At 70.0% G+C, this 12,608-nt stretch carries 9 protein-coding genes; 5 read left to right on the forward strand and 4 right to left on the reverse strand.

Annotation, left to right across the window (positions count from 1 at the left end; all coding sequences use genetic code 11):
- Nucleotides 1-237: 237 nt before the first annotated feature.
- Together E1281_RS00080 and E1281_RS00085 are read right to left on the reverse strand one after the other, a co-directional pair.
- The gene (locus E1281_RS00080) at nucleotides 238-888 is read right to left on the reverse strand and encodes a response regulator transcription factor (protein ID WP_131875006.1); all 651 of its coding nucleotides are present in this window, start codon (nucleotides 886-888) and stop codon (nucleotides 238-240) included.
- Nucleotides 855-2,318 carry a sensor histidine kinase gene (locus tag E1281_RS00085; RefSeq protein WP_131875007.1) on the reverse strand — a complete coding sequence of 488 codons (1,464 nt, stop codon included), beginning with the start codon at nucleotides 2,316-2,318 and terminating at the stop codon, nucleotides 855-857. The genes E1281_RS00080 and E1281_RS00085 overlap by 34 nt, the downstream gene beginning before the upstream one ends.
- A 153-nt stretch (nucleotides 2,319-2,471) precedes the next feature.
- Between E1281_RS00085 and E1281_RS00090 the strand changes: the two genes are divergently transcribed.
- The 3 genes from E1281_RS00090 (at nucleotide 2,472) to E1281_RS00100 (ending at nucleotide 8,272) form a co-directional block, all read left to right on the forward strand.
- Entirely contained in the window at nucleotides 2,472-3,086 is a 615-nt protein-coding gene (locus tag E1281_RS00090; protein WP_131875008.1) for a hypothetical protein, read from the forward strand.
- 354 nt (nucleotides 3,087-3,440) lie between these two features.
- Nucleotides 3,441-4,931: a DUF6298 domain-containing protein gene (locus E1281_RS00095; protein ID WP_131875009.1), complete on the forward strand. Its 1,491-nt coding sequence runs from the start codon at nucleotides 3,441-3,443 to the stop codon at nucleotides 4,929-4,931.
- Between the two features lie 206 nt (nucleotides 4,932-5,137).
- Complete coding sequence (locus E1281_RS00100; protein WP_243716414.1) at nucleotides 5,138-8,272, forward strand: BTAD domain-containing putative transcriptional regulator; 3,135 nt, start codon at nucleotides 5,138-5,140, stop codon at nucleotides 8,270-8,272.
- Between the two features lie 30 nt (nucleotides 8,273-8,302).
- Here E1281_RS00100 and E1281_RS00105 read toward each other — a convergent pair whose 3' ends face one another.
- Nucleotides 8,303-9,847: an MFS transporter gene (locus E1281_RS00105; protein ID WP_131875011.1), complete on the reverse strand. Its 1,545-nt coding sequence runs from the start codon at nucleotides 9,845-9,847 to the stop codon at nucleotides 8,303-8,305.
- A 198-nt stretch (nucleotides 9,848-10,045) separates the two neighbouring features.
- On the opposite strand from E1281_RS00105, the gene E1281_RS00110 reads away from it, so the two are divergent.
- Complete coding sequence (locus E1281_RS00110) at nucleotides 10,046-11,209, forward strand: serine hydrolase domain-containing protein (protein WP_131875012.1); 1,164 nt, start codon at nucleotides 10,046-10,048, stop codon at nucleotides 11,207-11,209.
- A gap of 167 nt (nucleotides 11,210-11,376) precedes the next feature.
- On the opposite strand, the gene E1281_RS00115 is transcribed toward E1281_RS00110, so the two are convergent.
- Complete coding sequence (locus tag E1281_RS00115; protein WP_207942999.1) at nucleotides 11,377-11,736, reverse strand: ATP:cob(I)alamin adenosyltransferase; 360 nt, start codon at nucleotides 11,734-11,736, stop codon at nucleotides 11,377-11,379.
- A 265-nt stretch (nucleotides 11,737-12,001) separates the two neighbouring features.
- On the opposite strand from E1281_RS00115, the gene E1281_RS00120 reads away from it, so the two are divergent.
- Nucleotides 12,002-12,607: a dihydrofolate reductase family protein gene (locus E1281_RS00120; protein ID WP_131875014.1), complete on the forward strand. Its 606-nt coding sequence runs from the start codon at nucleotides 12,002-12,004 to the stop codon at nucleotides 12,605-12,607.
- Nucleotide 12,608 lies beyond the last annotated feature (1 nt).

A 12,608-nucleotide genomic window follows, 5' to 3' on the forward strand; every position in this document is an offset into this window, starting at 1 on the left:
CGATCTTGTCGGGGTCGGCGCCTGCCCGCCGAGCCCGCCACCGATCACAGCGATGGCCAGCAACCGCATTCCCCTTCGAAGATGGCGCATCCAGCTGCGGCTGTTCTTCCTGAACCGACGCGCGCTCGTGGCGGACGCCGTCGAAGAGCCCCCGTCGGGTCGTCGATGTGGCGGGCCGCATCACCCGGTGGAGCTCTGCGTTACCCAGGAATCCCAAGGTGGACGGAAGGCGGTGGTTCAGAGTGTCGGCCCGCCGCGCAGGTACCTCAGTACGGCGAGCACGCGGCGGTGGTCGGCCGCGCTCGGGTCCAGGGAGAGCTTCGTGAAGATCGCGCCGATGTGCTTGGAGACGGTGGCGTCGGTGAGCGAGAGCTTCCGGCCGATCGCGGTGTTGGAACGCCCCTGCGCGATCAGCTCCAGCACCTCGCGTTCGCGCGCCGACAACCGACCGAGCGGATCGCGGCGCCGCGCCACCAGCCTGCGGACCACTTCCGGGTCGACGAGGGTGCCCCCGGCGGCCACCTTCTCCAGCGCGGCGACGAACTCCCGGCCGTTCGACACCCGGTCCTTGAGCAGATAGCCGGTGCCGGCGTCTCCGGCTTCGAGCAGTTCGGCGACGTACACCGTCTCCACGTACTGGCTCAGCACCACGATGGGCAGCCGGTCCAGTCGGGCGCGCAGGCCGACCGCGGCCCGCAGCCCTTCGTCGGAGAACCGGGGCGGCATCCGCACGTCGGTGACGAGCAGGTCGGGCGCATAGCCGTGCACGGCTGCGGTCATGGCGTCCACATTGTCGACGGCCGCCACCACCTCGTGCCCGAGTTGGCCGATGAGCCCCACGAGGCTCTCTCGGATCAGTCCCGAGTCCTCCGCCAGGACGATCCGCATCGCGCTCCCTCGTCTGTTGTGCCGTCGTCTTCTGTTGCGGATGCCGTTCTGTCGTTCGGGTGTTCCGCCGCCGGCCGCTGTGCCGCCACGCAGGGGATCTCCGTACGCAGCACCGTCGGCCCGCCCCTCGGGCTCGCCAACAGAAGCCGTCCGCCCACTCCGGCGACTCGTTCCGCCAGGCCGCGCAGCCCGCTGCCGCGCTCCGGCGCGGCACCGCCGGTGCCGGCGTCCTCGATCTCCAGCACCAGGTCGCCCCCGGCCACCCAGCCTCGTACCTGGGCCCGATCGCAGCCGCTGTGCTTGGCGACGTTCGCCAGCGCCTCGCTGATCACGAAGTACCCGGTGCTCTCCGTGCGGTCCGGCAGCCGGCCCGCGATCCGCAGGTCGACGTCCACGGCGAAGGTGTGGCGGCTCGCCAACTCTTCCACGGCCACCGTGAGGCCGCGTTCCGTCAGCACGTGCGGGTGGATGCCGTGCACCAGCTCACGCAGTTCGGCGAGGGTCTGGGCGGCCTCGTGCTGAGCCTTGTCCAGGTACGCGCCGAGCGGGCGTCCGGCGCCGTCGGGGGACATTTCCTCCAGCCGCATACGGGCCATGTCGAGCGTCATGGTCAGCCCGATCAGGCGTTGCTGTGTGCCGTCGTGCAGGTTGCGTTCGATTCGTCGGCGCTCGGCGTCGAACGCGTCCACCAGCCTGCCGCTCGCCTGCACCGGCTCCATGTCACCGGCACCGGGTGACGGCGCGGGTGCCAGGAGCCGGTGTACGAGCATCAGCCGTACGGCGGCCGATGCGGTCAGCACGTAGCCGCTCGTCACCAGTACGAGGGCGGCGAAGCCGGTGACGGTCAGCGCGGAGGCGGAGGAGCCGATCACGACGTTCAGGACGGTCACGGCGCCGCCGTCCGCGAACAGCGCGTACCAGAGCGGAGCGGGGAGCAGCGTGGCAGCCGCGATGAGCGCGGCGACGGCCAGGAAGTCCAGCAGCCACAGGACGGTGGCCGACAACAGCGCGTACCGCAGCTCGCGCCAGGTCACCGGCTCCCGCCAGCGCACCCGCAGCCAGGTGCGCAGCCCCACATCGCCCAGAACGCGGTGCGGAGATCGGACCGCCTGGACGCCGAGCAGTCGCACCCGGTGCCGTTCGGCCATCCCGACGGCGACGCCGGACACGCTCAGCCCGGCCAGCAGCACCAGCCCGAGCAGCACCGGGCTGAGCAGGACGCCGAGCGGCACGGTGACCGTCACCGCCAGCAACGTGCACGCGCCCGAGACGACGCCGGAGGCGGCGTAGAACGCACAGCGCCAGGGAACCGAGGAGCGGAGGAAGCGGTGCGGACGCTCGGCCATGGCGCGGCGCAGCGCGGCCGCCGCGACCGCCGCGGTGCGGGCCGTGGCCGTGCCGTGCCCGCCGTCGGCTCGGACGTCGTCCATGATCCGTTCAGTGTAGAAGCGGGGCGCCGCCAGGGGCAGTAGAGCTACCTCTACCCCGGTCCTCCAGACAGCTCTGATTCGCCGTAATCGCGCCGCGTGGTCTGCTCGGAACAGCCGACGGCAGCCAGGCGCGTCCGTTCCGAGGAGGACACGGTGACCGACCACTCACCCCCCGACAAGCGCGGGCTGACCTGGCGTATGCGCCCGCGCACCCGGAAGACATGGCTGTTCTGCCACGTGGTGATCTCCGTGGGATGGCTCGGCGGCGCGTACACGATGCTCATGATGGCGATCGCGGCGCGCACATCCGCCGGGGAGCCTATGCGGCCCGCCGCCTACGCGCTGATGCACCTCAGCGACACGGTGATCATGATCCCGTGTGCCCTGGGCACCCTGATCACCGGCCTGGTCACCGGTCTGTACGGCAAATGGCGGGTTCTGCACCACTGGTGGGTCCTGGACAAGCTGGTGCTCACGGTCGGCGCGACCGTCTTCGCCTACCTCTACATCGCGCAGACCGTCAAAGAGGCGCTGGCGCGTACGGAGGCGGACTCCGCCGCGGACATCGGCTTCCTGGAGGACGGTGTGATCGCCGGATCGGCCGGCATGCTGATGCTGCTGATGACGACCACACTGCTGTCGACGTTCAAGCCGTGGGGGCGCACCCGCTGGGGCCGCCGGGCGCAGGAGGCCCGGCGACCGGGCGCCGCTCCACGTCCGCAGGACCGAGCGCGGTGGCGCGCGGTTCGCGGTTCGAACCGCGTATGAAGCACCCGGGCCGCTCCGAAGTCATCGGGAGCAGCCCCACGTACCCGCGACTCCCGGTACATGCGGTTGCAGCAGGTCACGAATTCTCGCTGGCCGCACTCTCAGATATCGCCCCCAGAGCACGACACATTTTCTCAAGAGGGCCAGGGCGGCCTCGATCTGCCACAACTCCTTGGCCATTGAGGTCTTGTGGCCTGCGTCGCGATCACGCCCTAAAACCTCATCGCCATTCGTTGATACTTTCGTCTGGTCTCATTACCTACTTATGTTGCTGTCGCGATCGGAACGCGAAGGGGCAGTCTTGAGCCGTCAAATGCTGTTCCCGATGGTGTTCCCATCGAGAGAAGAGGCCCCATGAACTCCGTTTCATCCGTGGTTGCCGGTCGTCCCGCCCGGATCGCGGCCCTGGCGGCACTGGTCGCCTTCTGCTTCACCGGCGTCACGCCGACCGCCCGGGCGGGTTCCGCTGAGGCGGGCGCGGGAGTCGGTTCCGCGGGCGGACCACTGACCGTTTCTCGCACGAACCCGCGGTACTTTTCGGTCAACAGGGGCGGGCGGGAGAGGCCCGTCTATCTCGCCGGGACGAACCTGTGGAACAACGTGCAGGACGGGGCGGGCTTCCAGACCTGCGCGCGGCCCGGTCCAGCTTTCGACTGGACGGCGTACCTGGACTTTCTGCAATCTCGCCGACTGAACTTCATCCGCGCCTGGCGATGGGAGCATTTCAAGTTCAAGCTCCCCCCTGACCTGGACACCAACGGCCCTTATTGCGTGGCCCCTCAGCCATGGCCTCGTACGGGTGGCGGCAAAGCCTACGACGGCGGAGCGAAGTTCGACCTCGCCCGGTTCGATCAGACCTACTTCGACCGCCTCAGGGCGCGCGTCATCGAAGCACGTGAGCGGGGCATGTATGTCTCCGTCATGCTCTTCGAGGGTTTCTGCGCGCATGTGTGCGACAGCGACACGATGATGGCGGGCCACCCCTTCGACGGCCAGAACAACGTCAACGGGATCGACATCGATTCCATCGCGGACTACCAGTCCGGTTCCGTTTCTCCAGCGGTTCGGGCGTTGCAGCGGGCCTACATCCGCAAGGTGATCGACACCGTGGGCGACCTCGACAACGTCCTGTACGAGGTGGCCAACGAGTCTTGGCGCGGCTCGGTCTCCTGGCAGTACAACGTGATCAGGTACGTGAAGCGGCACGAAGCCGCCGAACGCCACCCCGAACACCCGGTCGGAATGTCCGCCATCTGGCCCGAAGGAAACGATGACTGGCTGTTCGCGTCACCGGCGGACTGGATCATGCCAGGCTTTCCCGCGGCAGGTCACTACCGCCACGACCCACCGGCCGCGACCGGAGCCAAGGTGGTCATCTCCGACACCGATCACTACGCACCGTGTGACGTCGATGCCGTATGGGCCTGGAAATCGTTCACCCGCGGCCTGAACTCAAGCCAGCTCGATTGCGGAATCGGCGACCCGGCACGACCCGACCCCGCCTTCGACTTCCTAGAGCCGGCGAGGTACGCCCAGGGCGACACCGTGCGCCAGGCGGCCAGGATGAACCTCCTCGCCATGAGGCCCCGGGGCGACCTCTCCTCCACCGGCTACGCACTCGCCACTCCCGGCCGGGAGTACCTGGCCCTGCAACCAGAGAAGTCGGCCGAGATCACGGTAGCCCTCACTCCAGGCACCTACCGCGTGCGGTGGTTCGATATCAGCGATCGCCAATGGCGGTCGGCATCTGAGATCACAGTCCGCGTCCCCACCGCGATGCCCATCACCTCGCCCTTCGCGACGCCCGGCCCAACGGTGCTCCATCTCAAGCGCGAATTTCGGTAGCGCCGAAGCGCGAGACAATCGCGGCCGCCCGGCAGGACGGGCCCGACTCCCCGTCCGCCAAACGGAGAGCCACACCGCCAACTTGGGCCGTCTCGTGGTGCGACGCCGTCGAGGAGGTCGGAGACCAGTCCGTTGGTGAAGCGGTCTGTGACGGGTTCGTCGGGGATGTAGGGTCCGGATCGTTGTCAGGGGGAAGCGTGCGCGTAATGCTGCTTGGGCCGGTCCAGGCACTCGCCGACGATGGATCCGTCCTTGAGATCAACGGCGGAAGGCTGCGTGCGACACTGGCGCGTCTCGCCTTGGCCGCGGGTGAGGCCGTGCATGGGGACTCGCTCATCGACGGCCTCTGGGGCGAGGATGCGCCGGTCGACTCCCACGGCTCGTTGTACGCACTGGTGTACCGGCTGCGGCGGGCACTGCGCGACCCCGAGGCCGTGGAGTCGGTGACGATGGGTTATCGGCTGGCGGTACGCGCGGAGGATGTGGACGCGCACCGGTTCGAGGCGCTGGCGGCGCGCGGACGACGGGAACTGGCCGCGGGCGCCTCGCAGGCGGCGGCCGCGTCCCTGGAGGAGGCGCTGGGGCTCTGGCGAGGAGGCGCGCTCGCCGATGTGCCCGACGCGCCCTTCGCCGATACGGCCCGCGTGCGCCTGGAGGAGCTGCGCGTCGCGGCCGTCGAGGACCGCTTCGAGGCGGAGCTGAGGCTCGGTCGTCCCCAGGAGATCCTGGCCGACCTGGAGGCGGTCGCAGCCGATCATCCGTTGCGCGAGCGGCTCGCCGCGCTGCGGATGAGGGCCCTGCACGCGGTCGGACGCCGACCGGACGCCCTGGCGGTGTTCGAGCAGGTCCGCCGGACGCTCGCCGACGAACTCGGCGTCGACCCGTCCCAGGAGCTGCGGCACGCGCATCTGGCGGTACTGCGTGGCGAGCCGGCCCCGCGACGTGTGCCGGAGCCGGCGCCCGGACGTCTGCCCGCTCCGCTTACCGGCTTCGTCGGCCGCAACGAGGAGCTGGAGCTGCTGTCGGGACTGCTGGACGGTGCCGCCCGGCTGATCACCGTGGCCGGTCCCGGGGGCGTGGGCAAGACCCGCCTGGCTCTCGAAGCGGCCGTTCGGCACTGGCCGCACGGGCGCGATCGGGTGTGGCTCGTCCGGCTCGCCGATGTGGACGGGCGGGACGGGGTGGCCGAGGCGGTCCTGGGCGCGCTCGGCTCCCCGGCCACGCGTCCCGCGTTCACCGCACGAGCGGCGCGGCCGGAGGACCAGGTGGCCGAGCTGCTCGGCGACGGCAGGGCCCTCCTGATCCTGGACAACTGCGAACACGTCATCGGCACCGTCGCGGAATTCGCGGCTCGGCTGCTGCAGGGCCGACCGAACCTGACCATTCTGGCCACCAGCCGCGAACCGCTCGACGTCATGGGAGAGTCCCTCTGCCGTCTCGGACCCCTGGACCCCCCTGCCGCGCACGCCGACGCCGACACCGCCGCCGAGTCGGCCGCGGTCCGGCTGTTCCTCGACCGTGGCAGGGCCGCCTCCCCGGGGTTCGAGCTCGACCGCGCCACGACCCCCGCCGTGGTGGACATCGCCCGCCGCCTCGACGGCCTCCCGCTCGCCCTCGAACTGGCCGCCGCCCGGCTCCGTTCGATGACCGCCGGGCAGATCGCCGAACGGCTGGGCGACCGGTTCCGGCTGCTCGGCTCCGGCGATCGGACCGCCCGGAAGCGGACGCTGCACGCCGTCATCGGCTGGAGTTGGGACCTACTGACCGAACGGGAACGGATCCTGGCACGGAGGATGGCGGTGTTCCGCGCGGAGACCGGCATCGCCGCCATCGAAGGGGTCTGCGGCGACGGGACGCTGCCGGACGATGAGATCATTTACCTCCTCGGCGCCCTGGTGGACAAATCCATGGTCGAGAAGGCCGGCACCCGCTACCGGATGCTCGAGACCATCCGCGCCTACGCGGCCGAGCAGCTGACGGCGGCCGGTGAGCGGGAGACGACGCGGGACCGGTTCGTCGGCTACTTCGCCGGACTTGCCGATGAGCACGGGCAACGGCTGCGGTCCGCCGAGCAGACCGGCTCGCTGCGGCTGTTCGAGGCGGAGTACGGCAACCTCACCGCCGCGCTCACCGCCGCGGACGACGCCGGGCGGACGGATGCCGCGGCACGGCTCCTCGGCCCGCTGTACTGGTACGGCACCGTCCTGCGCCATGACCCACGGGCGGACATCTTCGTGGCCAGGGTGCTGAGGTCGGAGGACGAACTCCCCGAGCCCGACCGGGCGGCCTTCACCGCGCTCCATGTGCTCGCGGGCGGCGGCGAAGCCGCTGCCGACGGCGCGCGGATCCGCGCCGTGATCGACGACTGTGCGCGCAGTGGTGCCCTGGAGCGTCATCCGATGCTGCTGCTCGTGACGTTGCCTGCGGCCCACATCCTCGGAAGCGAGGGGGCCGCCACGGCCGAGCGCGTGACGGCCCGGGCCCGGGCCGGCGGCGACCCCTGGTCATGCGCCTGCACCTACCTCATGGAGGCGTTCCACCACGCCGACACCGGGGACTGGGAGGGCGGCGCCACCGCGCGTGCCGCAGCGCTGCGCGGTTTCCAGAAGGCGGGGGATCGGCTGATGACGGCCCTGGCGTCGACCGCGATAGCCCAGCTCCACTCGATCCGCGGCGAACACCCCGAGGCGATCGCCGCCTATGAGCGGAGCATCGCACTGGCCGCCAAACTCGGCGCGCAGGACGAGATCGGCTATCGGGTCGGCCTCGCCACCGAGAGGATGCGCATGGGGGACCTCGCCGGCGCCCGCCATGACCTCGGCCTGGCAGGACGGCGGGCCCACGACCGTGGCCTGCGGCTTCTGGAGGTCGAGGTCCACGCCGGCCTGGCCGAGCTCCACCGCCGCCGCGGCGAGGCCGGGCAGGCCGATCGGGAGCTCGATCGAGGGGAGGCGCTGGCCGCCGGGTCACTTCCCGATGAGGCGATCGGGGACTGGTTCGCCCCGGCCAGGATGGCGAACCGGCTGACGGCGGACGACCCGGCGCGGGCACGGGAGCTCCTGCCGAGGGTGGTCCGCGCGGCCATCGCGTCCCGCCACGTCCCACCCGTCGCCGAGCTGACGGCCAGGATGCGCCGGCTGGAGGGCGACCTCACGGGGGCGGCCATCGCGCTCGGCATGAGCCAGGCCGTACGCGGCGCCTTCGACCATGGCGACGCCGAGCTTCGCGAGATCGCCGCCGATCTGGCCGGCCGGCTCGGCCGCGACGCGTACGAGGAGGCGTTTCACCAGGGCGCCCGGATGCCACGGCACGATGCCGTCGACCGCCTGACGAGCGGCTGACCGCCCTCGGCGGCCCAGCGCCGCCGCCTTTCAACCGGCCCTGGGCCTGGCCGATGACAACGGCGCCGCGGAGGGCCGGCCCTTCTGGTCGCGGGGCTCGCCATCCCCGCCTCCCGGGCGGGAGGCGCCGCGCAGGATCACCAGGGCGGAGATCGCCCCGGCGATCGTGAGCAGGCAGGCGATCACGAACACCGTGGACATGGACGCCGTGAACGCCGCCCTCGCCTGCGCCGCGAGCTCGGCAGACCCGGTCCGGCCGGCCTGGTCGAGCGCCGCGGTCAGCGACGACCTCGGGGCTCCTCTCACGTCGCCGGGAAGGTTCGCGGTGTAGGCAGTGCTCAGCACGCTGCCCAGGGCAGCGACTCCCAGTGCCATCCCGCCTTGCTTGAGCGTGTCCAGCACTCCCGACCCCACACCTGCGTGCTTCGGCGGGATGGCGCTCAGCAGAACGGCGTACATCGCCGGTTGGGCGAGGCTGGTTCCCAGCCCCATCAGCCCCAGCCCCAGAGCCACGAGCAGGTATCCGTCATCCGCGCGGATCATCCCGAGCACCGCGAACGCGACCGCGAGCGTCAGCAGACCGGTCACGATCAACGGCTTGTTGCCGATGTGCCCGACCAGCCTGATGCCCAGCAGGTTGCCGACCGCGATCGTCAAGGCGAGCGGCGCCAGCGCGAACGCGGCGGTGACAGCGCCGTATCCCAGCACACCCTGGAGGAACTGTGTCAACGCCAGTTGCACCGCACCGTTGGTGAAGACCACCAGGACCATGGCCAGGGCCGCACCGGAGAAGTCGCGATCCTTGAACACCGTCAAGGGCAGCAACGGATACACCCGGTGGGTCTCCCACCACGCGAAGACCGCGAGGACGACGCCCGCGGCGACCAGGGCGGCGACCACCGTCACCGACCAGCCCTCGTGCGGCAGCGAGATCAGCGCCCAGATCAGCGTCGTCATCCCGGCGATCGACAGCACCACGCCCGGCACGTCCATGGGACGGGCGGGGCCGCGCGATTCCGGTGCGACGAGCGCCACTACGAGGATGCCGACCAGCGCGAGCGGAACGTTGATGAAGAACGCCGCGCCCCACCAGAAGTACTCCAGCAGCAGACCGCCCAGCATCGGCCCGGCCACGAGACCGAGCATGTTGACGGCCTGCCAGATCGCCATCGCCTTCCGGCGCTCGTCCGCGCCGAAGATACTGATCATTATCGACAGGGTGCTGGGCATCGCGAGGGCCGCGCCCGCCCCCATGACCGCGCGGCACACGACGAGTTGCCAGGGTTCCGCCGCGAATGTCGCCAGCAGCGAGCCGAAACCCAACGACCCCAGCCCCAGCAGGAGGAACCGCTTTCGCCCGAGGCGGTCGGACAGGCTCCCGGCGGTCAGGACCAGGCCCGCGTACACGAGGATGTAGGCGTCCAGGATCCATTGGACCGCCGCCGGGCTCGCGCCGACGTCCCGCATGAGGGCGGGGATCGCCAGCGTCAAGATCATGTTGTCGATGCCGATCACCAGCATGCCCAGGCAGAGGGCGCCCAGGATCAGCCACCGGCGTGGATGGACGTCGGGCACGGGAATCTCCGTCGCGGTCGCGGTAGGTGACGGTGCCCGATGGTGCCCGCGCCACCTGATCTCCCCCTGACACGACCGGGCCCGCCCCGATCAGGGCGGCGTCAGTTCGCCGACAGGTCCGATCGAGATCGTGTGGACGGACGGAACGACGAGCACCGGGCCGGCCGATCCGGCGGTCCCGCGCCTGGAAGGACACACATGACCCACTCCGCAGACCCCGAGCACGCAAAGGTGCAGGAGGTGCTGAACCGAGCGGTGGCCGAGGAAGGCGTCCCCGGCATCGTGGCCGAGGTGCACGACGAGAGCGGCACTTGGTTCGGTTCCGCCGGGTTCGCCGACCTCCGGACGGGGCGTCGCCGCACACCCGAGGACCGGTTCCACACCGGTAGCAGCGGCAAGGCGTTCACCGCCGCAACCATGCTGCAACTGGAGGCCGAGGGAAAGCTGAGCATCGAGGACACCCTGGACCAGTGGCTTCCCGGCCTCACCGAGGGCACGGCGTACGACGGCGGTGCCATCACCGTCCGGCACCTGCTCAACGCCACCAGTGGACTGCACACCGTCAACATCCATCCAGAACTGATCTCCCGCTACCACACCCGTTCCGGGCTCACCGAGCACATCCTCGACCCGTGGCAGATCGAGGAACTACTGGCGATGGCGGTCGCCCGGCCACCCGAGGCGGCTCCCGGAGAGAAGTTCATTTACAACAACGGCGGTTTCCACCTCGCGGGCGCCATCATCGAAAGGGCCACGGGAAACAGCTACGCCGACGAGGTCGAGCGGACCGTCCTGCGGCCCCTCGGACTCACCGACACCTACGTGCGGCCCCCGGAGGAGATCAGGATCCAGGGGCTCCACCCCAAGGCGTACACCAAGTGGTTCTTCGACGCCGATCCGGCCGAGGTCACGGCCGAGAACGCGACCTCGCTGCCGATGGAGGACCCCGCGCTCGCCCCCTTCGACGCCACCGATTTCAACACATCCCACTACTGGGCGGCCGGCAACATCATCTCGACCACCGGCGACGTCATTCGCGGCTACCGCGCACTCGCCTCCGGAAGCCTGCTTCCCTCCCCACAGCACCAGAAGATGTGGACCACGCGCTCCAACAAGGGAAGTGCGTGGATCACTCACTGGGACCTGCGGTACGGGCTGGGCGTCTTCGAACAGAAGCTCGCGAGCGGGCTGCTTCTGCGCGGTGTCGGCGGCGGCCATCACGGCTCCTTCACCTACGTGATGGGCACTCCTTGCGGGGACCACACGATTTCCATCCACACCAACAACGACTGGAAGCATTTCGATCTCTTCGGCGAGATCCTCGAAGCGGAGTTCGGCTCGCCCCCCGCACCCGGACATTGACAGCGGAAGAGACCGGCTACGGCCGCTGCACACTGCGGCGGAGCCTCGTTCCCCTCTCTGTCGGACTGCTGTGACACAAGGGACGAGCGAGCCCTTCTGATACCAAGCAGGCGAGACAGGACGAATAGCGCACCGGTCGCGGAGTTGCCGGTGCGGGAGTCGTGCCGTCAGGAGCGGGGGGCCCACACGATGTCGTCTGTGCCTGCGGTTCGGTTGACGTGGCGGGCCAGTACGAACAGCAGGTCGGATAGCCGGTTGAGGTAGGCGGCAAGGTGCGGGGCGGCCTGGTCCTGGCGGCGCAGGGTGGTGACGCGGCGTTCGGCGCGGCGGCAGAGGGTGCGGGCCAAGTGCAGGTGGGCTGCGGCCAGTACGCCCCGGGGGGGGATGAAGTTGCGCAGGTCGGGAAGGTCGGCTTCGAGTCGGTCGATCGCGGTTTCCAGGCCGGTGACGTCGGCGGCGATGAGGCGCGGCGGTTGTGCGCCCGGGCCGCTGCGGTCGCTCCGGATCGGCCTCGTGATCGTGTTCACCGACAGCGCCGGTGATCTGCTGGTCGAGATCGATCCGGACCGTCTGCTGGAGTATCACCCGGACAACCGACCGTACGAGTCGGACACGAGCGGCGGCGGCATGTGAGCAACGGGCCCGGCGTCTCGATCGCTCTGGTCCGCGCCGGGCTCCCGGACCGGGACGCGAACGTCGTGCGCTCGCACCCATTTACCCCACGGCGCGGCCGATGAGTTCGCGGCTCCCGGCCGGTCAACCTCGTACACCCACAACCGTAAGGAGACCGCCATGTCGGAGCTTCTCGTCGACTTCATCACCTCCCTCGACGGCTACGCGTCGGGAGAGGGATGGCCCGGGTTCTGGGGCCTTGAGGGCCCGGAGTACCTCGCATGGCTCGGCGAGCAGCCCGAGTCGACCCACCTGATGGGAGCGAACACCTACCGCCTGATGTCGGGCTTCGCCGCCGGCGAGGTCCCGAGTGGCCAGGACGAGTTCAGGCCCGAAGAAGAGGCGTCCGTCGACGAGCTCACGCAAGCGTCCAAGGTGGTGTTCTCCTCCTCACTCGAAGAGCCGCTGACGTGGGCCAACTCCACGCTCGTCCGCGACGACGCCGTCGAGGCCGTCCGGGCCATGAAGTCGAGTGGCTCGGGGCTCCTCAGCACGATCGGCAGCCTGAGCCTGTGCCGGTCCCTGCTACGGGCCGGACTCGTCGACCGCTTCCGGGTCGTGATGTTCCCGGTGATCACCGGGGCCACGGGCGCGGAACGCATCTACGACGGCTATCCGGACGTCGCCCTGGAGATGATCGAGCACCGCACCTTCGACGGCCGCATCCAGCTGGTCGAGTACAAGCCCAGCGTGCTCGAGCACCCGCCGCTCGGCGCCCCTGCGTGAG

This window comes from Actinomadura sp. KC345 (assembly GCF_004348515.1).
Taxonomy (GTDB): Bacteria; Actinomycetota; Actinomycetes; order Streptosporangiales; family Streptosporangiaceae; genus Spirillospora.